The 25,906-nt window shown below is 73.3% G+C and carries 20 protein-coding genes and 1 riboswitch; of the genes, 7 read left to right on the plus strand and 13 right to left on the minus strand.

The genetic code is table 11. The annotated features are described in order from the left end of the window. Positions 1-14 precede the first annotated feature (14 nt). A complete protein-coding gene (locus ACFYZR_RS19295) occupies positions 15-1,145 on the minus strand; it encodes a ferrochelatase (protein ID WP_391911709.1) in 1,131 nt (376 codons plus the stop codon). A 143-nt stretch (positions 1,146-1,288) separates the two neighbouring features. On the opposite strand from ACFYZR_RS19295, the gene ACFYZR_RS19300 reads away from it, so the two are divergent. After that, positions 1,289-2,551, plus strand: coding sequence for an MFS transporter (locus ACFYZR_RS19300; RefSeq protein ID WP_391911711.1), 1,263 nt, complete (start codon positions 1,289-1,291; stop codon positions 2,549-2,551). Then, entirely contained in the window at positions 2,493-3,848 is a 1,356-nt protein-coding gene (locus ACFYZR_RS19305) for a D-arabinono-1,4-lactone oxidase (protein WP_391911713.1), read from the plus strand. The genes ACFYZR_RS19300 and ACFYZR_RS19305 overlap by 59 nt, the downstream gene beginning before the upstream one ends. Before the next feature lie 77 nt (positions 3,849-3,925). On the opposite strand, the gene ACFYZR_RS19310 is transcribed toward ACFYZR_RS19305, so the two are convergent. Then, entirely contained in the window at positions 3,926-5,047 is a 1,122-nt protein-coding gene (locus ACFYZR_RS19310; protein ID WP_391911715.1) for a hypothetical protein, read from the minus strand. Positions 5,048-5,416: 369 nt separating this feature from the next. Between ACFYZR_RS19310 and sepH the strand changes: the two genes are divergently transcribed. After that, positions 5,417-6,523, plus strand: a complete 1,107-nt coding sequence (gene sepH / locus ACFYZR_RS19315; protein WP_391911717.1) for a septation protein SepH — start codon at positions 5,417-5,419, stop codon at positions 6,521-6,523. 250 nt (positions 6,524-6,773) lie between these two features. Here sepH and ACFYZR_RS19320 read toward each other — a convergent pair whose 3' ends face one another. Further along, a complete protein-coding gene (locus ACFYZR_RS19320; protein WP_391911719.1) occupies positions 6,774-7,619 on the minus strand; it encodes a sulfurtransferase in 846 nt (281 codons plus the stop codon). Positions 7,620-7,827: 208 nt separating this feature from the next. On the opposite strand from ACFYZR_RS19320, the gene ACFYZR_RS19325 reads away from it, so the two are divergent. After that, the gene (locus ACFYZR_RS19325) at positions 7,828-8,622 is read left to right on the plus strand and encodes a VOC family protein (protein ID WP_391911721.1); all 795 of its coding nucleotides are present in this window, start codon (positions 7,828-7,830) and stop codon (positions 8,620-8,622) included. 22 nt (positions 8,623-8,644) lie between these two features. Here the strand turns inward: ACFYZR_RS19325 and ACFYZR_RS19330 are convergent, their stop codons facing one another. From ACFYZR_RS19330 to ACFYZR_RS19345, 4 genes are all read right to left on the minus strand, one after another. After that, the gene (locus ACFYZR_RS19330; RefSeq protein WP_391911723.1) at positions 8,645-9,322 is read right to left on the minus strand and encodes a thymidine kinase; all 678 of its coding nucleotides are present in this window, start codon (positions 9,320-9,322) and stop codon (positions 8,645-8,647) included. A 77-nt stretch (positions 9,323-9,399) separates the two neighbouring features. Then, entirely contained in the window at positions 9,400-10,608 is a 1,209-nt protein-coding gene (locus ACFYZR_RS19335) for an alkaline phosphatase family protein (protein WP_391911725.1), read from the minus strand. Beyond that, positions 10,608-11,195 (minus strand): DUF5998 family protein, encoded by a 588-nt coding sequence (locus ACFYZR_RS19340; RefSeq protein ID WP_126916448.1) that lies wholly within the window; start codon positions 11,193-11,195, stop codon positions 10,608-10,610. The genes ACFYZR_RS19335 and ACFYZR_RS19340 overlap by 1 nt, the downstream gene beginning before the upstream one ends. An 85-nt stretch (positions 11,196-11,280) precedes the next feature. Next, entirely contained in the window at positions 11,281-14,292 is a 3,012-nt protein-coding gene (locus tag ACFYZR_RS19345) for a GNAT family N-acetyltransferase (RefSeq protein ID WP_391911728.1), read from the minus strand. A gap of 154 nt (positions 14,293-14,446) precedes the next feature. On the opposite strand from ACFYZR_RS19345, the gene ACFYZR_RS19350 reads away from it, so the two are divergent. Next, positions 14,447-14,728 carry an HPr family phosphocarrier protein gene (locus ACFYZR_RS19350; RefSeq protein WP_126916446.1) on the plus strand — a complete coding sequence of 94 codons (282 nt, stop codon included), beginning with the start codon at positions 14,447-14,449 and terminating at the stop codon, positions 14,726-14,728. Positions 14,729-15,003: 275 nt separating this feature from the next. On the opposite strand, the gene ACFYZR_RS19355 is transcribed toward ACFYZR_RS19350, so the two are convergent. From ACFYZR_RS19355 to ACFYZR_RS19370, 4 genes are all read right to left on the minus strand, one after another. Continuing rightward, positions 15,004-15,720 carry a GntR family transcriptional regulator gene (locus ACFYZR_RS19355; protein ID WP_311610942.1) on the minus strand — a complete coding sequence of 239 codons (717 nt, stop codon included), beginning with the start codon at positions 15,718-15,720 and terminating at the stop codon, positions 15,004-15,006. Between the two features lie 192 nt (positions 15,721-15,912). After that, positions 15,913-16,716 (minus strand): M23 family metallopeptidase, encoded by an 804-nt coding sequence (locus ACFYZR_RS19360; protein ID WP_391911730.1) that lies wholly within the window; start codon positions 16,714-16,716, stop codon positions 15,913-15,915. A gap of 14 nt (positions 16,717-16,730) precedes the next feature. Continuing rightward, positions 16,731-16,886: riboswitch (cyclic di-AMP (ydaO/yuaA leader) on the minus strand. A 224-nt stretch (positions 16,887-17,110) separates the two neighbouring features. Beyond that, a complete protein-coding gene (locus ACFYZR_RS19365) occupies positions 17,111-18,478 on the minus strand; it encodes a M16 family metallopeptidase (protein WP_391911892.1) in 1,368 nt (455 codons plus the stop codon). 41 nt (positions 18,479-18,519) lie between these two features. Beyond that, entirely contained in the window at positions 18,520-19,869 is a 1,350-nt protein-coding gene (locus ACFYZR_RS19370; RefSeq protein ID WP_391911894.1) for a M16 family metallopeptidase, read from the minus strand. Between the two features lie 222 nt (positions 19,870-20,091). On the opposite strand from ACFYZR_RS19370, the gene ACFYZR_RS19375 reads away from it, so the two are divergent. Further along, a complete protein-coding gene (locus tag ACFYZR_RS19375) occupies positions 20,092-22,548 on the plus strand; it encodes a DNA topoisomerase (ATP-hydrolyzing) subunit A (protein WP_391911732.1) in 2,457 nt (818 codons plus the stop codon). Between the two features lie 53 nt (positions 22,549-22,601). Here ACFYZR_RS19375 and ACFYZR_RS19380 read toward each other — a convergent pair whose 3' ends face one another. Continuing rightward, positions 22,602-23,711 carry a CobW family GTP-binding protein gene (locus ACFYZR_RS19380; protein ID WP_391911734.1) on the minus strand — a complete coding sequence of 370 codons (1,110 nt, stop codon included), beginning with the start codon at positions 23,709-23,711 and terminating at the stop codon, positions 22,602-22,604. A gap of 178 nt (positions 23,712-23,889) precedes the next feature. Between ACFYZR_RS19380 and ACFYZR_RS19385 the strand changes: the two genes are divergently transcribed. Further along, a complete protein-coding gene (locus tag ACFYZR_RS19385) occupies positions 23,890-24,849 on the plus strand; it encodes a sucrase ferredoxin (RefSeq protein WP_391911736.1) in 960 nt (319 codons plus the stop codon). On the opposite strand, the gene ACFYZR_RS19390 is transcribed toward ACFYZR_RS19385, so the two are convergent. Further along, positions 24,816-25,859 carry an ABC transporter substrate-binding protein gene (locus ACFYZR_RS19390; RefSeq protein WP_391911738.1) on the minus strand — a complete coding sequence of 348 codons (1,044 nt, stop codon included), beginning with the start codon at positions 25,857-25,859 and terminating at the stop codon, positions 24,816-24,818. The two genes, ACFYZR_RS19385 and ACFYZR_RS19390, sit on opposite strands and share 34 nt — an antisense overlap. Positions 25,860-25,906 lie beyond the last annotated feature (47 nt).

Here is a 25,906-nt window from a genome sequence, read left to right on the forward strand (position 1 = left end):
GGTCCAGTGGCTCCTTACGCGTACGGGCTGTCGGCGCCGGCGGCGGCCGGGCGCGGGGCCCGCGCCGGGCAGCAGCCGACGGGGCAGAGGTCGTGGGAGGGGCCGAGCGAGCCCAGCGCGCAGCGCTCGGGCCGCTCGCCGCGTTCGGTGGCGGCGCGCTCCAGCACCAGCTCGCGGACGGCGGCGGCGAAGCGCGGGTCGGCGCCGACGGTGGCGGCCCGGGCCACGGGCAGGCCCAGCTCGGCGGCCTTGGCGGTGGCCTCGGTGTCGAGGTCGTACTTGACCTCCATGTGGTCCGAGACGAAGCCGATGGGCACCATGACGACGGCGGGCGCGCCCTCGGCGCTCACCGCCTCCAGGTGGTCGCAGATGTCGGGCTCGAGCCAGGGGATGTGCGGGGCGCCGCTGCGGGACTGGTAGACGAGGCGCCAGGGGCGGTCCTCGACGCCGGTCTCCTCGCGCACCGCCTCCGCGACGAGCCGGGCCACGTCGAGGTGCTCGGCGACGTAGGCGCCGCCGTCGCCGTGGCCCTCGGCCGGGCCGGAGGTGTCGGCGGCGGCCGTGGGGATGGAGTGCGTGGTGAAGGCCAGATGGGCGCCGGCCCGGACCTCCTCGGGCAGCCGGGCGAGCGCGGCCAGCGTCGCCTCGGCCATGGGCGCGACGAAGCCGGGGTGGTTGAAGTAGTGCCGCAGCTTGTCGACGCGCGGCAGGGGCAGGCCCTCGGCCTCCAGCGTGGCCAGCGCGTCGGCGAGGTTCTCCCGGTACTGCCGGCAGCCGGAGTAGGAGGCGTAGGCGCTGGTGGTCAGGGCGAGCACCCGGCGGTGGCCGTCGGTCACCATCCGGCGCAGCGTGTCGGTCAGGTACGGCGCCCAGTTGCGGTTGCCCCAGTAGACCGGGAGGTCGACGCCCAGCGTCGCGAAGTCCTCGCGCAGGGCGTGCAGCAGGGCGCGGTTCTGGTCGTTGATCGGGCTGACGCCGCCGAAGAGGAAGTAGTGCTGCCCGACCTCCTTGAGCCGCTCGCGGGGGATGCCCCGGCCGCGGGTGACGTTCTCCAGGAACGGGACGACGTCGTCCGGTCCCTCGGGCCCGCCGAAGGAGAGCAACAGGAGGGCGTCATAGGGGGCGTGGGATGGCTGATCCGACATGCCTCCGATCCTGCCACCCGCCACTGACAGCCGGGAAATGGCGGTGCGTCGCACGAAGGTGCGCACGTAAGCTGTATCGACCAGCTACGTCCCTTACGGCACCCTCGCCCCGTCCCCAGTGCCGACCTCCCCGGGAGCCGTCCTTGTCCAGTCCCTACCGCGCGATATTCGCCGCACCCGGCACCAAGGGCTTCGCCGCGGCGGGCCTCATCGGCAGGCTGCCCCTGTCGATGCTCGGCATCGGCGTCGTCACGATGATCTCCCAGCTGACCGGCCGGTACGGGCTGGCGGGCGCCGTCTCGGCGACGCTGGCGCTCTCCGCCGCCGTCCTGGGACCTCAGGTCTCCCGGCTGGTCGACCGGCACGGGCAGCGGCGCATACTCCGCCCGGCGACGGCCCTCGCGCTGACGGCCGTCGCCGGGCTGCTGGTGAGCGCGCAGCAGCGCTGGCCCGAGTGGACGCTGTTCGTCTTCGCGGCGTGCGCGGGCTGTGTGCCGAGCGTGGGGTCGATGGTGCGGGCCCGGTGGGCGGCGTTGTTCCACGGCTCGCCGCGCGAGCTGCACACGGCGTACTCGGCCGAGTCCGTCATCGACGAGGTGGTGTTCATCGTCGGGCCGATCCTGTCGATCGGCCTGTCCACGAGCTGGTTCCCCGAGGCGGGTCCGCTGCTGGCGGCCTGCTTCCTGGTGATCGGCGTCGTGTGGCTGACCGCGCAGCGGGCCACCGAGCCCAAGCCGCACCCCCGGACGGACCAGATGGCGGGCTCCGCGCTGGGCTCGCCGGGGCTCCAGGTGCTGGTGGTGGTCTTCACGGCCACCGGCGCCCTGTTCGGCTCCATCGACATCGTCACCGTGGCCTTCGCCGAGGAGCAGGGCCACAAGGCGGCCTCCAGCCTGGTGCTCGCGGTGTACGCGCTGGGCTCCGGCATCGCCGGCGCGGTCTTCGGCCTCCTCCACCTGCGGGGTGACGCCGCCCGCCGCTGGGTTCTGGGCGTGTGTGCGATGGCCGTGAGTATGATCCCCCTCCAACTGGTCGGGAACCTGCCGTTCCTGGCCGTGGCGCTCTTTGTCGCGGGCCTGGCCATCGCGCCGACGATGGTGACCACGATGGCCCTCGTCGAGCAGCACGTACCGCGCGCGAAGCTGACCGAGGGCATGACCTGGACGAGCACCGGACTGGCGGTCGGCGTGGCGCTCGGCTCGTCGGCCGCCGGCTGGGTGGTGGACGCGGCCGGGGCCCGGGCGGGGTACGCGGTGTCCGGCGCGGCGGGACTGCTCGCGGCCGTCGGCGCGTTCCTCGGATACCGCCGGCTGCGGCCGGCGCCGGAGCGGGTGGGGGTGCGCGCCCATGGGGGCGACGGCAAGGACGGACAGCACCTGGCGGAACAGCGTCACCAGGAGGCATGACGACGACGTATGGCGCAACTGGGCGGGGAACGTCACCGCCCGGCCCGCGCGCACGGTGGCCCCGCGGACCGCGGAGGAGCTGGCCGCGGCGGTCGTCCGGGCCGCCTCCGACGGCCTGAGGGTGAAGGCGGTCGGCAGCGGCCACTCCTTCACCGCCGCGGCCGCCACCGACGGTCTGCTGATACGCCCGGAGGGCCTGGCAGGCATCCGTTCGGTCGACCGGGACGCCGGGACCGTGACGGTCGGCGCGGGCATGACGCTCCGTCGGCTCAATGAGGAGCTCTCCGCCCGGGGCCTGTCCCTGACGAACATGGGCGACATCATGGAGCAGACGGTCTCCGGGGCCGTCAGCACCGGCACCCACGGCACCGGCCGCGACTCGGGCGCGATCGCCGCCCAGATCGCCGGGCTGGAGCTGGTGACCGCCGACGGTTCGGTGCTGACCTGCTCGGCGCGGGAGCATCCGCAGGTGTTCGCCGCGGCGCGGGTGGGCCTCGGCGCGCTGGGCGTGCTCACCGCGATCACCTTCCGGGCCGAACCGGAGTTCCTGCTCGCCGCGCGCGAGGAGCCGATGTCCTTCGGCGCGGTGACGTCCGGCTTCGACGCGCTCGTCGCGGAGAACGAGCACTTCGAGTTCTACTGGTTCCCGCACACCGACCGCTGCGTCACCAAGCGGAACAACCGCGTCGAGGGCCCGGCCGCCCCGCCCGGCCGGGCCGCCGCCTGGGTGCAGGACGAACTGCTGTCGAACGGGGTCTTCGGCGCCGTCTGCGCGCTGGGCCGGGCCGTCCCCGGGACGGTCCCCGGGATCGCCCGGCTCTCCGCCCGGGCCCTGTCCCCCCGTGCGTACACCGACATCCCCTACAAGGTCTTCACCAGCCCCCGCCGGGTGCGCTTCCTGGAGATGGAGTACGCGGTGCCGCGCGAGGCGGCGATGGCGGCCCTGCGGGAGCTGCGGGCGATGATCGAGCGCAGGCGGCTGCGGGTGAGCTTCCCCGTGGAGGTGCGGACGGCCCCGGCGGACGACATCCCGCTGTCCACCGCTTCGGGCAGGGATACGGCCTATATCGCCGTACACATGTACAGGGGTACCCCGCACCAGGCGTATTTCACGGCCGTCGAGCAGATCATGACGGCCCATGGGGGACGGCCGCACTGGGGGAAGCTGCACGGCCGCGACGCCGTGTATCTGGCGGACGCCTATCCGCGCTTCGCGGAGTTCACGGCGGTACGGGACCGGCTGGATCCGGACCGCGTCTTCGGCAACGCCTATCTGCGGCGGGTCCTAGGCGGGTGACGGCACGGGCGCCGGGCGCGGCCACCCTCGTGGGAGGTCCGCCGCCCGGCGCCCGTGGTGTTCCCGCGCGGCCCGCCCTACGAGACCTTGCCCGTACCGGAGCCGGTGCCCGTGCCCGCGCTCGTACCGGCCGCGGCGTTCTGGCCGGGCTGCGGCGAGGGGGACTGGCCGCCCGTGCCACCGGAGCCCTGGCCGCCGGTGCCGCCGCCCTTGCCGTCCGTCCCGCCCTTGCCCGCGTCCGGCGACGAGCCGCCGTCCGGCGTCGGGGTCGGCGTCGGCGTGGAGCCGCCGCCGGTGGACGGGGTCGGCCCCGGGTCCGGCGTCTGCTTGCCCGTACCGCTGCCGCCGCCCTGCTGCGACGCGCCCGGCGAGGGGGTCGGGCCGCTCTCGCCTGCGTCCGCGTCGTTCCCGTCGTGCGAGCGGCCGGGGTCCGGGGCCTGGGGCGGGTCCGGGTCCTGCTTCTTCTCGCTCTTGCCCGGCTGGAAGATCCGGCTGACGGTCGTCCCGCCCTTGTCGCCGTCCGCGCTGGAACCGGAGACGAGCTCCACCGCCGTCACCGTGCCCATGGCCAGGGCGAATACGGCGGCGGCCGCCAGCAGCGGGCGCTTGCGGCCGCGCAGCCGGGTGCCGTGGGTCGTGCCCTGCGAGAACTCCTCGGAACAGCCGTGGATGTACGCGTCGTCCTGCGCGCCGGTGTACGCACCGGCGTACGCCTCGGATTGCGCCGGGTTCGCACCGGGATGTGACACCTGGTGCAGCAGTTGCGTACGGTCCTCGGTCCCCGGCTGCGGGCCCGTCGCGTCGACCTGCCCGAGCAGCTGGGTGCGCTCCAGTTCGGACCGGCCGTCCCACGCCGCTCCGGCGGCGGGGAGCACGGTCGTCGCGGCGTCGGCCGAGCGCGCCCGGTCCACGGCGCGGGACGCGTCGCACACCGGCACCTGGCGGAGCCGGGGCTCCGACGGGCCCGCCACGTCGCGTATCTGCTCACCCGTACGTTTGAACAGGTGCTGGAAGACTGTGCCACCCGTCGTGGCCACCACACTGACGACACCGGCACCGAGCACCGTGCCGTATACACCGAGTTTGCCCGCGAGCAGGGCCGCCACGACCGCCGCCAGAGCACTACCGGCCACCTGTGCGACGCTCAGCTCCAGACGCCTGCCCTTGGCTTTTGCCTCACTTTCGGCTTTGTCGTCCATCTCCAGCCTCTGTTGTTCCCTTCAGTCCCTCTTATAGCCAGAAGAGACATTCGAGACTGGCGAACAGTTCCGAATCGGGCGATTATGTGAACCTCGCCACCCACGGGAACCGGACCCGGCCGAGCCCGCCCCAAGGGGCGCATTCCAACTCCCTTGCCGCAGGTGAACTTCGCTGGCGCGCCGATCCACGCCCGCTGGCCCGAATGGAGTACTGTGGCGAGCCCTGGCCCCAATATCCCGTTCGGCTGCCCGGAATCCACCGGATCCGGCGGGAGGGGCCCGGGCGGCTCTCGCCCCGTCAACTCGGCAATGTTGTGGCAGGCTGCTACCCGGGCAGGCCACACTCGACTAGCGGAAGCAGCGACGCAGGTGACGTCGGCAGGCACCACCCGGGAGGTCCCCATGCCCGAACTGCGTGTCGTGGCAGTCTCCAACGACGGCACACGGCTGGTGCTCAAGTCTGCGGACAGCACGGAGTACACACTTCCCATCGACGAGCGGCTCCGCGCCGCCGTGCGCAACGACCGCGCACGCCTCGGCCAGATCGAGATCGAGGTGGAGAGCCACCTCCGGCCCCGCGACATCCAGGCCCGTATCCGGGCCGGCGCCTCGGCGGAGGAGGTCGCCCAGCTCGCGGGCATCCCCGTGGAGCGCGTACGGCGCTTCGAGGGCCCCGTGCTCGCCGAACGCGCCTTCATGGCGGAGCGGGCCCGCAAGACGCCCGTACGCCGCCCCGGCGAGAACAGCGGCCCGCCGCTCGGCGAGACCGTCGCGGAGCGGATGATGCTGCGCGGCGCCGAGAAGGACACCGCCCAGTGGGACTCCTGGCGCCGCGACGACGGCACCTGGGAAGTCCTGCTGGTCTACCGCGCCGCCGGGGAGCCGCGCGCGGCCAGCTGGACCTACGATCCGCCGCGCCGGATCGTTCAGGCGCTGGACGACGAGGCGCGGGCGCTCATCGGCGAGACCGACGACACGCCCGAGCCGACCTTCCCGTTCGTGCCGCGCATCGCCCGGCTGCCGCGCGACCGGCCGCTGGACCGTTCCCTCGACCGGCAGTCCGCCGACGGCGCGGACACGGAGGCGCCCTCCGGCGAGGCGCCGGCCGAGGACGCGCCCAAGGAGCGCGACCGCGACTCCCTGACCAGCCTGCTGGAGGCCGTGCCGAGCTTCCGGGGCGACATGGTCGTGCCCGAGCCACCCTCGGCACCCCCGGCCGTCGGCGCGATCCCCGCGCCCCCGTCCGAGGCCCCGGCGGAGGAGCCGGAGGCCGTGGAGCCCCCGGCCCCGGCCGCCAGCGCCGGGGCCGCCTACGCGGACGTCCTCATGCCGCGGTCGGTGGCGGGACACCGCGAACGCCTGATCGGCACGACGGACCGCCAGGCCGAGGCGGACGGCGTCCGCCCCGGGCGGCGGGCGGCGGTGCCGAGCTGGGACGAGATCGTTTTCGGGACGCGGCGGAAGAAGCAGGACTGATCCGGCTGGCGCGGCCCGGGGCGGTTCGGCACCGCCCTTCCCGAAACCGGGGGCAAACCCCCGGCCCCCATGCGGGCGGGCGAAGCCTCGCCCCGGGGGGCTGGGGGCTCGCCCCCAGGAAACGGTGAAAGGGCGGGACTGGGGCACCCCTCCGCCGCGACGGCGATCGGCCGCCGCGGCGCGGCCCGGCGGTGCCGAACCGGCCCCGACCCCAGGCCCTGGCCTCGCGGCCCCCGGGCTCGCGGGCGGCTCAGCCCGCTTCCGGTCCCGTCGCCACCGGCCGCTCCGGGTCGGACGACCACTCGCTCCACGACCCGACGTACAGCGCCGCCGGCACACCCGCCACCGCCAGGGCCAGGATCTCGTGCGCCGCTGAGACGCCCGAGCCGCAGTAGACGCCCACCTCCGCCGCGCCGGGCGCACCCGTCGCCCCCAGCGCCGCGAAGCGCGCCGCGAGCTCGGGGGCCGGGCGGAAGAGGCCGTCCTCGGCGACGTTCTCGGTCGTGGGGGCGGAGACCGCGCCGGGGATGTGCCCGGCGACCGGGTCCAGCGGCTCCACCTCGCCCCGGTAGCGCTCCCCCGCCCGCGCGTCCAGCAGCACCCCGCGCCGCGCCAGCGCGGCCGCGCCGTCCGCGTCGAGCACCGGCAGCGCGCCCGGCTCGGGCACGAAGTCGCCGTCGGCCGGTACCGGCACCTCTGTCGTCAGCTCTCCCCCGGCCGCGGTCCACGCGGCGAGCCCGCCGTCCAGGACGCGCACGGACGGATGCCCGGCCCAGCGCAGCATCCACCACGCCCGGGCGGCGGCCCAGCCCAGACCGTCGTCGTAGACGACGACCGGGCGGTCGGAGCGCACCCCCGCCCGGCGCATCGCCGCCCCGAACGCCGCGGTGTCCGGCAGCGGATGACGGCCCTTCTTCCCCGGCTCGGCGGCGAGTTCGGCGTCCATGTCGACATAGACGGCGCCCGGGAGGTGTCCGGCCTCGTACTGGGGCCGGCCGGGCGCGCCGCCCGGCCGGTAGCGGATGTCCAGGAGCGTCGGCGGCCGTTCGCCGGCCGATTCGCTCGCCCATTCCTTCGCGGTGATGATGACGTCCATGAACCCATCCTGGCGTAGTCCCCGTTGCTCCGAACGGTCCCCTGGCCAGAAGGCGCGTTGCTGATCGATACTGGACGGCGCTGCCGAGGACACGGAAGCGGAACGCGAATTCGGGCATGCTCAGCGGGAACCCTTACGCCCGGCGCGGCCGGGGCGCGTGTCCCGGCGGGACGCGCGGCCACCACGATGGTCCGAGGAGATACTGACTATGACCGAGGTATGGGGCTCCTCCGGGCGCCGCGAGGGCACCCGGCGGCAGACACCGGGCACTCCTTGCTGGACCAGTCTCCTGGTGCAGGACCTGGAGGCGACCAAGGAGTTCTACAGCGGGCTGTTCGGGTGGTCCTACTACAGCCCGGGGCCCGGCCGCCCGGGCCCTTACGTACGGGCCACGGTCGACGGCCACGATGTCGCCGGGATCGGGGGCCTGCCGCCCGATCGTCAACTCGCCAACGCGTGGACCACCTATCTGGCGAGCGACGACGCGGACGCCTCCGCGGAGTGGATCCACTGCGCCGGCGGGACGGTCGGCGTGGGCCCGCTGGCCGCCGAGGACGCGGGGCGGCTGGTGCTCGCCACGGACCCGGCGGGCGCGCCGTTCGGTGTCCGGCAGGGGCGGGGGATGGTGGATCCCGGGACGACCGGCGCGCCGGGCACTCCGGTCTGGCACGAACTGGTGACCCATGACGCCGCCGCGGTGCTGAAGTTCTACCGCGCGCTGTTCGGGTACGAGACGAAGTCGTCCGGCGCCGTGGGCGCCGACACGTTCACGCTTCACCTGGACGGCCGTCCGGTGGCGGCGATCCGGGGCGCGGGGCCGTCGCTGCGGCATCCGCACTGGATGACGTATTTCGAAGTGGCGGACGTGGACACGGCCGCCGAGCGGGTCGCCGAGCTGGGCGGGCGGGTCGTGGACGGCCCGGCGGAGACGGCGGCCGGGCACGCGGCGACGGTCGAGGACCCGGAGGGCGCGGTCTTCACCCTGCTGCGGACGGCGCGCTAGCGAGGCCGTCCGGCCGTCCGGTTCAGCGCGCGTTCTCGGTCTCGGGGTCCGTCTCGGGGTCCACCGGCAGCACGTCCGGCGACAGCGCAGCCGCACGCGCGGCGGCCGCCGTGAGCCGCCGGCGGTGGTGGCGCCGGCACAGCACCTCGTAACCGACCACGGTCTCCGGCTGGTTGACGTCGCCGACGACGACCTGCGCGCCCTCGACGACCATCTCCCCGCCGACCGTACGGGCGTTGTGGGTGGCTCGTGCCCCGCACCAGCACAGCGCCTCGACCTGGAGGACCTCGATGCGGTCGGCGAGTTCGATCAGGCGCTGGGAGCCCGGGAAGAGCTTGGTGCGGAAGTCGGTGGTGATGCCGAAGGCGAAGACGTCCAGTTCGAGGTCGTCGACGATCCGGGCCAGCTGGTCGATCTGCTCCGGGTCGAGGAACTGGGCCTCGTCGCAGATGACGTAGTCCGCGCGGCCGCCCGCCGAGAGGTGCGCGACCAGGTGCGCGTAGAAGTCGAACCCCTCCCCCGCCTCGACGGAGTCGGTGACCAGGCCGAGCCGGGAGGACAGCTTGCCCTCACCCGCGCGGTCGTTGCGGGTGAAGATCAGCCCCTCGAGGCCGCGGGCCGACCGGTTGTGCTCGATCTGCAGAGCGAGGGTGCTCTTTCCACAGTCCATCGTTCCGGAGAAGAACACCAGCTCGGGCATGGGAAGGCCGACGCCTTTCGTTTGATCGTGGGGGGAGGTGAAGGGGGAACGGGCTCCGCTCGCGAGCGGGCTTTCGCTCAGGAGCGGACTTCGAGGAGCGGGACGAGCTGTTCGACGGGCGTCATGGAGCCGTGGAGGCCGACCATCTTCGACTCGTTGGGCTCGGTCTCCGTGGCGACGATCGCGACGTCGTCGCGGGCGGCGGCGACGACGTCGCCGATCCGCGCGTACACCCGGTCGTCGACGCCCTCGCCGGGCGGGCCGAACCAGCCCGCCTCGATGGCCTCGTCCCGGCTCGCGACCCACATCTGCTCGCCGAGCACCTCGCGCCACACGGCCAGGACGTCGGCGGCCGCGCCGGGCACCGCGTAGACATGGCGGGCCCGCGCCTCGCCGCCCAGCAGGGCGACCCCGGCGCGCAGCTCCCAGTCCTCGTCGAAGTCGATGCGCGACTCCGGGTCGAACGGGATGTCGATCATGCCGTGGTCGGCGGTGACGTAGAGCGCCGAGCGCGGCGGCAGCTGCTCGGCGAGCCGCCGGGCGAGCAGGTCCACGTACATCAGCTGGCCGCGCCACTCCTCGGAGTCGACGCCGAAGCGGTGGCCCTTGCCGTCCACCTCGCTGTAGTACGTGTAGACGAGCGAGCGGTCCGCGGCGCCGAGGCGCTCGGCGGCGAAGTCCATCCGCTCCTCGCCGGAGAGCCGGCCGTGGAAGGTGCCGCCGCTCAGCGCGACCTTGGTCAGCGGCGTGTGCTCGAAGTCGGGCGCGGAGACCTGACAGGTGGCGATCCCGGCCGCGTCCGCGAGCTGGAAGACGGTGGGGTACGGCTGCCAGGCGTGGGGGTCGGTCCAGGGGCGCCAGCGCAGCTGGTTCATCAGCTGCCCGGTGGCCGGGTCGGCGACGGTGTAGCCGGCCAGACCGTGGGCGCCGGGCGGCAGGCCCGTGCCGACCGAGGCGAGGGAGCTCGCGGTGGTGGAGGGGAAGCCGGCGGTCATGGGCGCGCCGGTGCCGTTCATGGACGTGCCCAGCAGCGAGTGGAGGAACGGGGCCTCGTCGGGGTGGGCGCGCAGCAGCTCCCAGCCCAGGCCGTCGATCAGGAAGACGCAGACCCGGTCGGCGGGCGCCAGCTCCATTCCGGAGGTGAGGCCGGGCACGCCCAGGCCCGCCGCGACCGAGGGCAGCAGGTCGGCGAGGGAGCCGGTGCCGTAGCGGGGCAGCGGTGCGGAGCGGGGATCGAGCGGGGCGGGCTCGGGCCAGGCCTGGCCCGCCGTGGCGAAGTGGGACATCAGCGGGTGGTCGCCGCGGTGGCCTCGGAGAGCGCCTGGGCGAAGGCGAGGGTCTGGCGGACGGTGTCCGGGCCGTCACCCGCCTCGCTGACCCGCAGGCTGAGGTCGTCGGCGGTGGAGGAGCCGGTGTAGCCGTGGTCGGCGTCGCAGTTCGGGTCGCCGCAGGCGGCGGGCTCGAGGTCGATGCGGGAAACCGCGCCCCAGCCGATGGTCAGGACGACCTCGCGGGGCAGGGTGCCCGGGGTGTAGGCCTCGGGGTTGGCGACGACGCGGCTGAGCACCACCGAGGAGATCCGGTCGAGCTTCACGGACTCGGTGGAGGTGGTGGCGTAGGGCGACGGGGAGGTGCCGTCGGCGGCCTGCTCGTCGGTGTGGCTGACGATGAATCGGGTGCCGGTGAGGACGAGCACCGTGACATGGCGGCGCACCTCGTTGGAGTCGAACGTCGTCTCCTGGTGGACCAGGTACGACACGACCGGCTCACCGCCCACGGCGGCTTCCACCGCCTCGGCCACGAGGGCCGGGTAGTAGCCGCTGCGCTCGATGGCCGCGCGCAGCCCCTGGGTCGTCGTACCGGTCTTCGCCATACGCCCATCCTACGGGGCGTACGGGGTCCGGCTGCCGCCGATCCCCGGCCAGGGACTCAAGTACAGGGGACTCGGCACAAGGGACTCAGTACAGCGGCAGACTCCGCGGCCCGAGGTCCGAGCGGGCGGGGGGCGGGGCCAGCCGGATGGTCGCGCCGAGGATGTGCACCCCGTGCTGGGCGACGATCACCGGCTCCAGGTCGGCGCCCACGACCTCCGGGTGGTCGTCGACGAGGCGCGAGACCCGCAGCAGCAGCTCCTCCAGGGCCGCCGTGTCGACGGGCGCGGAGCCGCGCCAGCCGAAGAGCAGCGGCGCGGTGCGCACGGAGCGGATGAGCTCGGCGGCGTCCCGGTCGGTGGCCGGGACGAGACGGTGGGCGATGTCCCCGAGCAGCAGGGACGGCGCGCCGGCCAGCCCGAAGGAGAGCACCGCGCCGGCGGTGGGGTGGATGGCGGCGCGGACGACGGTGTCGACGCCGCGGGGGGCCATGGACTGCACGACGAGGCTCAGCTCCTCGGGCTTGCCGAGGAGCTCGGTCAACTCCGCGTACGCGCGGCGCAGTTCCGCCTCGCCGCCGAGGTCGAGGCGGACCCCGCCGAGGTCGGCGCGGTGGCGGAGGTGGGGCGCGGTGGGCTTGAGGGCGACGGGGAAGCCGAGCCGCCGGGCGGCGTCCACGGCGCTGTCGGGGTCGGGCGCGGGCAGGGCGGGCAGCACGGCGATGCCGTAGCGGGCAAGGAGGCGCTGGGTATCGGGGGCGGAGAGCGTCACGGCGCGCGGGGCGACGGCGCCGTGGGCCCGGAGCAGGACGTCGATGTCGGCGGCGGCGCCCTCTTCGTCGATGTCGTCGTACTCGGGCACGCGCCCGGGCACGGCGACGTCCCGCCGCCACCGCGCGTAGCGCACGGCCTCGGCGAGCGCCCGCACGGCCCGCTCGGCGGCGGGGTAGGCGGGTATCCGCACGGCGGGATCGCCTGCGGCGGCGTCCACCGGCGCGGCCTTCCGGCCGGTGGCCCCGTCCACGACGCGCGGCAGTTCTCCAGCCGTGGGGCTCCCGGACCACGGACCCGAACCGCCCTCGGCCGGGGGCACCGCTCCGGCGAGGGCACCCGTACCCGGGGGCGCCGCCGCCTCCCTGGGCTCCCCGCCGACGGGGCCACCGCCCCCGTCCCGGCGGCCCGAACCGTCGGCGGCGCCCGCGACCGGGAGCGCCGCGTCTCCCGGCACACCGCCGGCCGGATCACCGGCGTCCTCGGCGGCCCGGTCCGGGACCGGTGCCGCCAGGGCTTCGGCCAGGCCCGGGATCTCCAGGTGGACCACCGCCACCGGCTTCGCGGTGGGGGCCGTCGCGACGGCCTCGCGCAGGGCGGTGGCGAGGTCGGCGGCGGAGGTGTCGCCGACCCAGGGGATCGCGGTGACGACCACGGCGTCGCAGGCCCGGTCGGCCAGCGCGGCCGAGAGCGCGGCGCGGAAGTCCGCCGGGGTGGCGGACGTGGTCAGGTCGCGGGGCAGCAGGGGCCGCAGCCCGTCCGTGAGGCAGGCGTCGTACGTGAGCAGGGCGAGGGATTCGGAGTTGCCGCAGATCGCGACGCGGGGGCCCTCGGGGAGCGGCTGGGAGGCGAGGAGCAGCCCGGCGTCGGCCAGCTCGGTGACCGTGTCGACGCGGATGACGCCGGCCTGGCGCAGCAGGTCGGAGACCGTGGCGTCGGGGATGCGGGTGGAGGGCACGGCGTGGCCGGTCGGGGCGGCGGCGCCGTGCCGGGCGCCCTTGACGACGACGAGCGGCTTACGGGCGGCCGTGCGCCGGGCGAGGCGGGCGAACTTCCGCGGATTGCCGATGGATTCCAGGTACATCAGGACGACGTCGGTGTCGGGGTCGTCGTGCCAGTGCTGGAGGAAGTCGTTGCCGGAGACGTCGGCGCGGTTGCCCGCGGAGACGAAGGTGGAGATGCCCACGAGACCGGCCGCCCGGCGGTGGAGCCCGGAGAGCAGGGCGATGCCGATCGCGCCGGACTGGCTGAACAGCCCGACCCGTCCGGCGGCGGGCAGCTCGGGGGCGAGGGAGGCGTTGAGCCTGACGGCGTCGGCGGTGTTGATGAGGCCGAAGGAGTTGGGGCCGATGACGCGCATGCCGTACGAGCGGGCCTGGCGGACCAGCTCGCGCTGGCGGGCGCGGCCCGTCCCCCCGCTCTCGGCGTATCCGGCGGTGAGCACGACGAGCCCCTGGACGCCGTGCTCGCCGCAGTCGGCGACGACGGCGGGGACCTGCTCGGCGGGGACGGCGACGACCGCGAGGTCCACCGGCTCGGCGATGCCCAGGACGGAGCGGTGGGCGGGGACGCCCTCGGGCTCCAGGAGCGAAGGCTCTTCGGGGAAGGCGAGGTTGACCGCGTACGTCCGTCCGGTGAAGCCGCCGGCGACGATGTTGCGCAGGACGGTGCGGCCCATGCCGCCGGGCTCGCGGCCGGCGCCGATGACGGCGACGGAGCGGGGGGTGAGCAGGCGCTGCACGGAGCGGGCCTCGGCGCGCTGCTCGCGGGCGCGCTGCACGGCGAGGGAGGCGTCGGTGGGTTCCAGGTCGAGGCCGAGGCGGACGACGCCGTCCTCGAAGCTGCGCTTCTGTGTGTAGCCCGCGTCCGTGAAGACCTTGATCATCTTCGTGTTGGCGGGCAGCACCTCGGCGGCGAAGCGCCGGATCGAACGCTCGCGCGCGACGGCCGCGATGTGCTCGAGCAGCGCGGAGGCGACGCCGCGGCCCTGGTGGGCGTCCTGAACGAGGAAGGCGACCTCGGCCTCGTCGCCCGGGGGGATGCGGTCGTAGCGCACCGTGGCGATGAACTCGTCGCCCACGATCGCGGCGAGGCCCACCCGGTCGACGTAGTCGTGGTGGGTGAAGCGGTGGACGTCCCGGTCGGAGAGACGGGGGTAGGGGGCGAAGAAGCGGTAGTACTTGGACTGGTCCGACACCTGCTCGTAAAAGCTGACCAGCCGCCCCGCGTCGTCGGGCGTGATGGGGCGGATGTGGGCGATGCCGCCGTCGCGCAGCACGACGTCGGCTTCCCAGTGGGCCGGGTACGCGTGCTCGGGCGGCGTCTGCATGGGCCCAGCGTAAGGCCGGGCACCGACAGCGGTCCGGTGCCGCCCGGCCCACGGGGAACGACCGAAGGTCCCCGGTGGGGGCGCGCGCATCGGGCACCGCGCGCCCCGTGCCACAATGGTCTAGACAACCAATATCGACTTGAAGGGCAACACCATGGTTGAGCGCCGCGTAAACGTCGGCTGGGCCGAGGGCCTGCACGCCCGGCCCGCGTCGATCTTCGTCCGTGCGGCGACCGCCGCCGGCGTCCCCATGACGATCGCCAAGGCGGACGGCAACCCCGTCAACGCCGCCTCCATGCTCGCCGTGCTGGGCCTGGGCGCCCAGGGTGGCGAGGAGATCGTCCTCGCCAGTGAGGCGGAGGGGGCCGAGGCCGCGCTCGACCGTCTGGCCAAGCTCGTCGCCGAGGGGCTCGAGGAGCTCCCGGAGACCGTCTGATCCACCGGCCCGCCCCTCCCCGGGCGGGACCGTGCGGCGGGGCCGCGGCAGCCGACGGAGGCCGCTGCGGCCCCGCCGCCGTATCCACGGGTCGCCGTGTCCACGCGTCGCCGTGTCCGCGGATCCGCTGTGTCCATGGGCCGTATCCCACGGCCGTGCGCACGGGCCTTTTCACACGCCGTGCGCGCCGCTCTCCGCAGACGCGCACGGCGTGCTCCGGCCGGGGACCGCCACGAATTCCCGACCGCTATTCCTCCAGGAATAGCGGTCGCTCGTTAAGAACGGACGCCCGCCGTGTTTACGGGCTGTTTCGGCGGATGGACGCGGTCCCCGCCGGTCCGCCGCAGCAGGAATTCACCGGGTGAACGGCCGGCCCGTACGGCGGCCAGCTCCCGGGCGCGCTCCACGTCCCCCCGCGCCACCGCGTCCACCAGCGCCCCGCACGCCTCCCAGGTCTCCAGCGGCCGGACCACGGGCCCCGGGGCGTACACCCAGGCGATCTTGCGGCGCAGCTGGGTCAGCAGCCCGGCGACCGAGGGGCTGCCGGACGCCTGGGCGAGCGTCTCGTCGAACCAGTCGCCGAGTTGACGCAGCTCGGCGCAGCGGCCCGCGCGGGCCCGCTCCTGACCGAGCCTGACCAGGCCCCGCAGCACCTTGAGATGGGCCTCGGAGCGCCGCTGCGCGGCCTTGGCGGCGCCCAGCGGCTCCAGCAGGGCCCGGATGTCGAGGAGGTCGGCGGCCTCGCGCTCGGTGGGTTCGGCGACACAGGCGCCGGCGTGCCGGCGGGTGGTCACGAAGCCCTCGGAGGCGAGGGTGCGCAGCGCCTCGCGCACGGGCACCCGTGAGACCCCGTAGCGGCGGGCGAGGATTTCCTCGATGAGCCGGCTGCCCGGCGGGAAAGCGCCGGAGACGATGTCGTCGCGGATGGCGGTGCACACCGCGTGCGTGGAAATACGACGGCTCTCGCGCGGCCCTTCGCCGTCGCCGCTCACGTACGGCCCCGCATGGGTCTACCTCCGCCTCATGCCTCAATCTCCGTGCAGCACGGCCGATTGACGTCCGTTCGGCGACTCTATGGCAATCCCGGGCGTTTTCCGATGGTGCCGCCGTTTCATGGATATTTTTTGGCCAAACACGAAGGCCCCGGCCGGGGGCCGGGGCCTTTCGGAAGTCGCCGCGCGTCGTTACAGGTTGACGCCGTGCGCCGCCATGTAGGCGATCGGGTCGATGTCCGAGCCGTAGGTGGGGGCCGTACGGGCCTCGAAGTGGAGGTGCGGGCCGGTGACGTTGCCGGTGGCGCCGGAGAGGCCGATCTGCTGGCCCGGGGTGACCGTCTGGCCGACGGAGACGTCGATGGAGGACAGGTGGCCGTACTGGGTGTACGTGCCGTCGGCCATCTTGATGACGACGTTGTTGCCGTAGGCGCCGCCCCAGCCGGCCTCGACGATGGTGCCCATGCCCACGGCGTGGACGGAGGTGCCGGTCTCGGCGTGCATGTCGATGCCGGTGTGGCTGCCGGAGGACCACAGGCCGCTGGAGGCCTTGTAGGCGGTGGAGACGTAGGAGCCGTCGATCGGGCTCACGAAGACGCCGAGGCGCTTGCGCTCCTCGTCGCGGGCGGCCTTCTCCTTGGCGGCGCGCTCCTCCTCGGCCTTGCGCTGGGCCTCTTCGTAGCGCTGCTTGGCCTGGACGGCCTTCTGCTTGGCGCTCTCCTCGGCCTGGAGGCGGGCGGCGGCCTCGTCGGCGGCGCTGCGCTGGGACTCGGCCTGGGCGTCGACGTGCTCGGCCATGACGTCACCGATGACGACGGCCTGGGTCAGGCCGGTGTCCTCGGGGCGCTGAGCGTCGTCGGAGGCGGCGAAGGCCGGGGCGGCGACACCGGCGACGACGCCGGCGGCCGTCAGGGTGGCTATGCCCGCCACGTTGGCGCTGACGCGGGCGGCGCGGCTCGGACGACGGTGCTTCCCGGTGGCACGGGTGAACGCCATGTCTACGGCTGTTTCCTTTCCTTCCCTCTCGCCTACCGGGTTAGCTGACGGGTTCGGAGCAGGAAGGTCTCCTACGGATCCCTCGTGAGAGGGGCCCGATTCACCCCAGGGACGTTTGGGTCCCCGGCTCCCCTTCGGCTGACGCCTCGGGGACTCGGCGATGGCTGCCCGGGGCCGCGGTCACGGCTCCGAATGGCGGGCTGCCGGGCCTGACGCTAATCGGCGTCAGATTCGAACAGCAAACAGAAGTGGGTTTTTATGACGTACGCCACACGACCAACACACAACCACCGCCTGAAAGTGGACATAAGTGAGGCGCATGGGTCACAACGGACCCATGCGCCGAAGGGGCCCCGGCGCAGCGTGGCCGCCGCGCCGGGGTGGTGAGCCGCCGTCAGGCGGGGATGACCGTCACCGGGCCGATGCCCAGGGCCTTGACGGGCTCGGCGATCTCGGCGGCGTCACCGACGAGGACGGTGACGAGGCGGTCGGCCGGGAAGGCGCTCACGACGGCCGCCGTGGCCTCCACCGTGCCGGCCTGCGCGAGGCGTTCGTACAGCCGCGCCTGGAAGTCGTCCGGCAGGTACTGCTCGACCTGGTCGGCGAAGGTCGCGGCGACGGCCGCGGCCGTCTCGTACTTCAGCGGCGCGACACCGACGAGGTTCTGCACGGCGACGTCGCGCTCGGCCTCGGTCAGGCCCTCCGCCGCCAGGGTGCGCAGCACGGTCCACAGATCCGCCAGCGCGGGGCCGGTGTTGGGGGTGTCCACGGAGCCGCTGATGGCGAGCATGGCCGTGCCCGTGCCGTCGGGGGCGGAGAGCAGCACCTGGCCGAAGGAGCGCACGCCGTAGGTGTAGCCCTTCTCCTCGCGCAGGACGCGGTCCAGGCGGGAGGTGAGGGTGCCGCCGAGGCAGTAGGTGCCGAGGATCTGGGCGGGCCAGACGCTCGCGTGGCGGTCGGGGCCGGTACGGCCGATGAGGAGCTGCGTCTGCACGGCGCCGGGCCGGTCCACGATCACGACGCGGCCGGTGTCGTCGGCGGTGACGGCCGGCACGGGCAGCGGCTCGGCGGCGGTGCCGGTCCAGGCGCCCAGGGACTCCGCCAGGGTGCGGTCGAGGTCGATGCCGGTGAAGTCGCCGACGATCGCCACGGTGGTGGTGGCGGGGCGGACATGGGCCTCGTAGAAGGACCGGACCGCCGCGGCGTCGACGCGCTCGACGGTCTCCTGCGCGCCCTGCCGGGGGCGGGACATCCGGGAGCCGGCCGGGAAGAGCTCGGCGGCCAGCGCCATGGCCGCCCGGCGGGCCGGGTTGGCCAGCTCGTGCGGGATCTCGTCCAGGCGGTTGTCGACCAGGCGCTCGATCTCGCTGTCCGGGAAGGCCGGGGCGCGCAGGGCGTCGGCGAGCAGGCCCATGGCCTTGCCCAGCCGGGAGGCCGGGACCTCCAGGGAGAGCCGGACACCGGGGTGGTCGGCGTGGGCGTCGAGGGTGGCGCCGCAGCGCTCCAGCTCGGCGGTGAACTCCTCGGCGCTGAGCTTGTCGGTGCCCTCGGAGAAGGCGCGCGCCATGATCGTGGCGACACCGTCCAGACCCTCGGGCTCGGCGGCCAGCGGCGCGTTCAGGACGACGTCGACGGCGACGACCTGCTGGCCGGGGCGGTGGCAGCGCAGCACGGTCAGCCCGTTGGGGAGCAGGCCGCGCTCGGGGGCGGGGAAGGCCCAGGGGGTGGCGGTGCCGGGCTGGGGCTGCGGGTGGAAGTCCATCGAGGCCTTCACGGTCTGGGTGCTCGCGGCTACGGCGTCGCTCACCGGTCCGCCTCCTCTTCCTCGTTCTCGCCGGCGGCGTCGGTGCCGGACTGGGGCGTGGGCTCGTACACCAGCACGGCGCGGTTGTCGGGGTGCAGCCGGGCCTTGGCGACCTCCTGCACCTCCGCGGGGGTGATGTCCAGGACGCGCTGAACGGCGGTCAGGGCGAGCTGGGGGTCGCCGAAGAGCACGGCGAAGCGGCACAGCTCGTCCGCGCGGCCGCTGACGGTGGCCAGCCGGTCCAGCCACTCGCGCTCCAGCTGGGCCTGGGCGCGCTCCATCTCCTCGGGCGTCGGGCCCTCGGCCGCGAAGCGGGCGAGCTCGTCGTCGACGGCGGCCTCGATCGCGGAGACCTCCACGCCGCCGGACGCCTTGACGTCCAGCCAGCCGAGCGAGGGCGCGCCGGCCAGGCGCAGCAGGCCGAAGCCGGCCGCGACGGCGGTGCGGTCGTGCCGGACCAGGCGGTTGTGGAGGCGGGAGGACTCGCCGCCGCCGAGGATGGTCAGCGCCAGGTCGGCGGCGTCGGCCTCGCGCGTGCCGTCGTGGGGCAGGCGGTAGGCGGCCATCAGGGCGCGGGAGGGCACCTCCTCGCGGACGACCTCGCGCAGCTGCTCGCCGATGGTGTCGGGCAGCCGGCCGTCGCGCGGGGGCTGCTTGCCGTCGTGCGCCGGGATGGAGCCGAAGTACTTCTCGACCCAGGCGAGCGTCTGCTCCGGGTCGATGTCGCCGACGACCGCGAGGACGGCGTTGCCGGGCGCGTAGTACGTGCGGAAGAAGGCGCGCGCGTCCTCCAGGGAGGCGGCGTCCAGGTCGGTCATGGAACCGATGGGCGTGTGGTGGTACGGGTGGCCGTCGGGGTAGGCCATGGCCGTCAGCTTCTCGAAGGCCGTGCCGTAGGGCACATTGTCGTACCGCTGGCGGCGCTCGTTCTTGACGACGTCGCGCTGGTTCTCCATCGACTCGTCGTCGAGGGCGGTGAGCAGCGAGCCCATCCGGTCGGCCTCGAGCCACAGGGCCAGCTCCACCTGGTGGGCGGGCATGGTCTCGAAGTAGTTGGTGCGCTCGAAGCTGGTGGTGCCGTTGAGCGAGCCGCCGGCACCCTGGACCAGCTCGAAGTGGCCGTTGCCCTTGACCTGGGCCGAGCCCTGGAACATCAGGTGCTCGAAGAGGTGGGCGAGGCCGGTACGGCCCTTGACCTCGTGGCGCGAGCCGACGTCGTACCAGAGGCAGACCGCGGCGACGGGGGTCAGGTGATCCTCGGAGAGGATCACCCGCAGGCCGTTGGCCAGGCGGTGCTCGGTCGCTGTCAGGCCGCCGGAGCCGGCCTGTTGCGTGGCCGTGTGACCCATGGGCATGTACGTCCCTTCGATCTCTTGAGATCCCGCGGTGCCTCGCGACGACTCGCGTGATGAACAGTCCTGTCACTGTATGCAAGCGCGCTGACATCTGGCGAAGTTCCCGAACCGCCGGGGATGCCCCGGACGGGTCGCGGTCGGCGTTGTCGGTGGCTCGGTCCACAATGGTCGGCGTCAGACCCGCCTCGGCAATCGATCGAAGGAGCAGCAGCCGCGATGGCCCGCCGCAGCACGAAGACCCCGCCGCCGGAAGAGTTCGAGGAGCGCATCCTCGACATCGACGTCGTCGACGAGATGCAGGGCTCCTTCCTCGAGTACGCGTACTCCGTCATCTACTCCCGTGCCCTGCCCGACGCCCGGGACGGCCTCAAGCCGGTCCAGCGCCGCATCCTCTTCCAGATGAACGAGATGGGCCTGCGGCCCGAGCGGGGGCATGTGAAGTGCGCCCGGGTCGTCGGCGAGGTGATGGGCAAGCTCCATCCGCACGGCGACGCCTCGATCTACGACGCCCTGGTGCGCATGGCGCAGCCCTTCTCGATGCGGCTGCCCCTGGTCGACGGCCACGGCAACTTCGGCTCGCTGGGCAACGACGACCCGCCCGCGGCCATGCGTTACACCGAGGCCCGGATGGCGGCGCCGACGTCGCTGATGACGGACTCGATCGACGAGGACACCGTCGACTTCACGCCGAACTACGACGGCAGCGAGCAGGAGCCGGTGGCCCTCCCCGCCGCCTATCCGAACCTGTTGGTCAACGGCTCGTCCGGCATCGCGGTCGGCATGGCGACGAACATGCCGCCGCACAACCTCGGCGAGGTCGTCGCCGCCGCCCGGCACCTGATCCGGCACCCGGGCGCCGATCTCGACACCCTGATGAAGTTCGTCCCGGGACCCGACCTGCCCACGGGCGGCCGCATCGTCGGCCTGAGCGGGATCCGCGACGCCTACGAGACCGGCCGCGGCACGTTCAAGATCCGCGCCACGGTCTCCGTGGAGAACGTCACGGCCCGCCGCAAGGGACTGGTCGTCACGGAGCTGCCGTTCGCGGTGGGCCCGGAGAAGGTCGTCTCCAAGATCAAGGACCTGGTCGGCGCCAAGAAGCTCCAGGGCATCGCCGACGTCAAGGACCTCACCGACCGCGCCCACGGCCTGCGCCTGGTCATCGAGATCAAGAACGGCTTCAACCCCGAGGCCGTCCTGGAGCAGCTCTACAAGCTGACGCCGATGGAGGAGTCCTTCGGCATCAACAACGTGGCGCTCGTCGACGGGCAGCCGCTGACGCTGGGCCTCAAGGAGCTGCTGGAGGTCTACGTCGACCACCGCTTCGAGGTGGTCCGCCGGCGCAGCGAGTTCCGGCGCGGCAAGCGGCGCGACCGGCTGCACCTCGTCGAGGGTCTGCTGGTGGCGCTCGTCGACATCGACGAGGTCATCCAAATCATTCGATCGAGCGATAACGCCGCGGCCGCCAAGGCGTCACTCGTGGAGCGCTTCTCCCTCTCCGAGATCCAGACCCAGTACATCCTCGACACCCCGCTGCGCCGCCTGACCAAGTTCGACCGGATCGAGCTGGAGTCGGAGCGCGACAAGCTCACCGCGGAGATCGCCGAGCTGACCCGGATCCTGGAGTCGGACACGGAGCTCCGCAAGCTCGTCTCGGCGGAACTGGCGGACGTGGCGAAGAGGTTCGGCACCGACCGGCGCACGGTACTGCTGGAGTCGGCGGGCACGCCGGCCTCGGCGGTGCCGCTGCAGGTCGCGGACGACCCGTGCCGGGTGCTGCTGTCCTCCACCGGCCTCCTGGCCCGTACGGCCACGGGTGAACCGGTGGACGCGTCGGCCGACGCCAAGCGCGTGAAGCACGACGTGATCATCTCGGCCGTCCCGGCGACGGCCCTGGGCGAGGTGGGCGCGGTGACCTCCGACGGGCGGCTGCTGCGGCTGCGGGTGATCGACCTGCCGCAGCTGCCGGAGACGGCGGCCCCGCCGAACCTGGCGGGCGGCGTCCCGGTGTCCGAGTTCCTGACGCTGGCCGACGGCGAGCGCCTGGTCTGTCTGACCACGCTCGACGAGTCCTCACCGGGCCTTGCCATCGGCACGGAGCAGGGCGTGGTCAAGCGCGTGGTCCCGGACTATCCGGCCAACAAGGACGAGCTGGAGGTCATCACCCTCAAGGACGGCGACACCATCGTCGGCGCGGTCGAGCTGCGCACGGGCGAGGAGGACCTGGTCTTCATCACGGACGACGCGCAGTTGCTGCGCTACCAGGCCTCGCAGGTGCGGCCGCAGGGCCGCCCGGCGGGCGGCATGGCGGGCGTGAAGCTGTCGCCGGACGCGAAGGTCATCTCCTTCACGGCCGTCGACCCCGCGGAGGACGCGGTGGTGTTCACGGTCGCGGGCGCCCGGGGCGGGCTGCCGGGCGCGGTCTCCGAGGGCACGGCGAAGGCGACGCCGTTCGACCAGTACCCGCGCAAGGGCCGGGCCACGGGCGGTGTGCGCTGCCAGCGCTTCCTCAAGGGCGAGGACTGCCTCGTCCTGGCCTGGGCGGGCGCGGCCCCGGCGCGGGCCGCGACGGCCGCCGGTCTGCCCGCCGAGCTGCCGGCCTCCGACCCGCGCCGTGACGGTTCGGGTACGCCGCTGCCGAAGCCGGTGGCCGTGGTGGCCGGCCCGGTGTAGGCCTCGCGGGTGGGGGGACGCGCGAACCGCGCGTCCCCCCACCCGTACGCGCGTCAGGTCTGCGCGTAGCGCAGGACGCCCCACATGCTGTGCTCCTCGGCGGCCTCCGCCGCCGTGTCCCGGCAGCTTTCGAGCCCCTCCTTCAGGGCGCCGGCGTCGATGCCCCTGCCGATCATCACCAGCTGTGTGACGCGCTCCTCGGAACGCGCCCAGGGCGACCGGTAGAAGCGCAGGAAGTCGCCCACCGCGTGCAGGGTGAACTTGTCGCGATGGCCCGTCACGCCGAAGTGGACGAAGCCCTTGACGCGGTAGAGGCCCTCGGGCCTGCTGTCGAGGAAGTCCATGAGCCGCCGGGGGTGCATGGGGGTGTCGGAGCGGAATTCGACGCTCTCGTAGCCGGAGTGGAGATGGCCGCCGTGGCCGCACCGCTCCCCGCAGTGGTCACCGTGCTCGTGGTCGTGCTCGTGTTTGTCGTCGCGTTCGTCGTCGTGGTCGTGCTCGTCGTCGTCCGTGAGGAGGATGTCCTCGAAGGAGAGCTGGCGCACGGCCTCCAGGTGGTCCTCGCGGGGCTTGCGGTCGAAGAGCATCTCCGGGTCGATCCGCCCGTGGGAGACCGGGACGACGGGAGTGCCCGGGGCCAGCCGTGTGAGCGTCTCCAACAGGCTCTCGCGGGCCTCGTCCCCGATCCGGTCGGACTTGTTGAGGACCACGAGGTCGGCGATGCCCACGTGCCGGTCGAGCTCCGGGTGGCGTTCGCGCGTCGCCGCGAACTCCGCCGCGTCGACCACCTCGACCAGCCCGCCGTAGACGACGCTGTCGTTGTCGCTGGCCAGGATCATCCGGATGATCTCCTGGGGCTCGGCCAGCCCGCTCGCCTCGATGACGATCACGTCGATGCGGGCCGCCGGGCGGGCCAGCCGGTCCAGGAAGCCGTCCAGCTCGCTGGTGTCCACCGCGCAGCACAGGCAGCCGTTGCCGAGGGAGACCATGGAGTCCACCTGGCCGGCGACGCTCATCGCATCGATCTCGATCTTGCCGAAGTCATTGACGACCGCCCCGATCCGGGTGCCTCCGCTGCGCCGCAGGAGGTGGTTGAGCAGGGTCGTCTTGCCCGATCCCAGGAATCCCGCCAGCACGATGACCGGAATCTGTCGCTTGGCCAAGGAAGAGCCTCCATCGTCGGTCCACTGCGGCGGACGGGCCGGGATCCACCGCCCGGCCCGGAAACCACCCGCCTCAGGATAGAAGGGCACGGACGATCGTCCGTATATCGTCGGCTCGTCCCACGACCGTACCGGCTCGGCGCGCGGGACCGGCCCCGGTCAGGTTAGGCTCACCTATGTGAGCACGTGCGCGACCGCCTCCCGACAGCTGACCGAGCCGCTGGCCGGTACCGCCGCACCGGCGCGGACCTGGCTGCTGATCGAGCAGCCAGGCCCATGGGGCGTGAACGCCCTCACCTCCAGCCACCTCGACCCCGCCGTCGGCCGTGCCCTCGACGAGGCCGCCGAGGGCACCGGTGTGCGGGTCGCCCTGATCCGCCGCCCGGGACGGCACGCGGACTGCCACGAGCCGTCCCTCCAGCGGATCTTCGTGGCCCACACCGCGCCCGGCCGCTCCTGGATCCGTACGACCGCCCTCACCGACCCGGCCGCACTGCTGGAGCTGGACCTCGCGGCGCTCGGCGCGGGCGAGCACGGCGGGCTGTGGGAGCCGTACGACGGGGATCCCCTCGCCCTGGTGTGCACCAACGGCAAGCGCGACCGCTGCTGCGCCCTGCTGGGCCGTCCGCTCGCCGCCGAGCTGGCCGCAGCGGGAGGCACGGAGGTCTGGGAGGTCACCCACATCGGTGGTCACCGCTTCTCCCCCACCCTGTTCGTCCTGCCCTACGGCTACGCCTACGGACGGGCCACCGCGCACGCGGTCAAGGAGGCCCTGGAGGCGGCGCGCGACGGCCGGATCACCACCGCGCACTGCCGGGGCCGCTCCGCCTGGGAACGCCCCGGACAGGCCGCCGAGCTGGCCGTCCGCGCGCTGACCGGCGAGGAGGGCGCGGACGCCCTGGACGTCACCGAAACCGAGGGGGCCGCGCCCCGCTGGTCCGTGACCGTCGCGCACACGGACGGGCGGGCCTGGCGGGTCGAGGTCGAGCAGGGCGCGGCGGAGCCGCCCCGCCCCGAGAGCTGCGGCCGAGCACTGGGCACACCGGCCCGGATGGACGTCGTCGCCATCACCTCCCTCGTCGGCAGGGCTCAGCCGGTCTTCTCTCAGCCGGCCTTCTTGACGAACTCCGTGGTGTAGGTCTTCTCCAGGTCCACGGAGGCGTTCTTGAGGTTCGGGTTGAAGGACTTGAGCACCTTGAGGACGGTCTTCGGCCCGTCGGCGGGCATCACGCCGTCCTTGGTGAACATCGGCAGGGTGCTGCGGATCGACTTCACGTACAGGTCCTTGCCGCCCTTGGCGTAGTCGGCGGGCATCTGCGCCGCGATCTCCTCGGGCGTGTGCTCGGACATCCACTTGAGGGTCTTCACCATGGCGTTGGCGAGCTTCTGGACGGTCTCCTTGTTGCTGTTCACCCAGTCGCTGCTCATGTAGAGGCTCGACGCGGGGTAGAGCCCGCCGAGGGCCGCCTTGGAGCCCTCGGGGGTGCGCATGTCGACGAGGACCTTGCCGAGGTTCTTGTCCAGGACCTGGGCGACGGTCGGGTCGGTGGTCATGCCGCCGTCGATGGCGCCCTTGTCCAGGGCGGAGAGGAAGGTCTGGCCCGCGCCGACCGCCACGGGGGTCACATCGCTGACGTCCACGCCGTTCTTCACCGCCAGGTACTTGGTGAGGAAGTCGGTGGACGAGCCGAGTCCGGTCACGCCCAGCTTCTTCCCCTTGAAGTCCTTGGGGGAGACGATGTCGCCCGCCGCCTTGGTGGAGACGACCTCCACCTCGCCCGGCGTCTGGGCCAGTTGCACCACCGACTCCACCTTCTTGCCCTTGACCTGGAGGTCGAGGGTGTGGTCGTAGAAGCCCACGACGCCCTGGACGTCACCGGAGAGCAGCGAGGTCGTGGCCTGGACGCCGGCGGGCTCGCTCAGGAGCTTGACCGTCACGCCCTCCTGCTGGAAGTAGCCGAGGCGCTGGGTGAGCACCGCCGGCAGATAGATGACCTTGTCCAGGCCACCGACCATGATCTTTACGACGTCCCCCTTGAGGGACTCGCTGCCCGAGGTGTCGGCCGACGACTCGTCGGCACAGCCGGAGAGGGACAGGCACATCGCTCCGGCGACGACCAGCGCGGAGAGCTTGGCGGACGTACGCATTTTCCGTTCCTTACGGTCGGGTCGAGGGGGTGGGGCGGATGGTGCGC

This window comes from Streptomyces sp. NPDC001678 (assembly GCF_042892945.1).
In the GTDB taxonomy this organism is placed as follows: domain Bacteria; phylum Actinomycetota; class Actinomycetes; order Streptomycetales; family Streptomycetaceae; genus Streptomyces.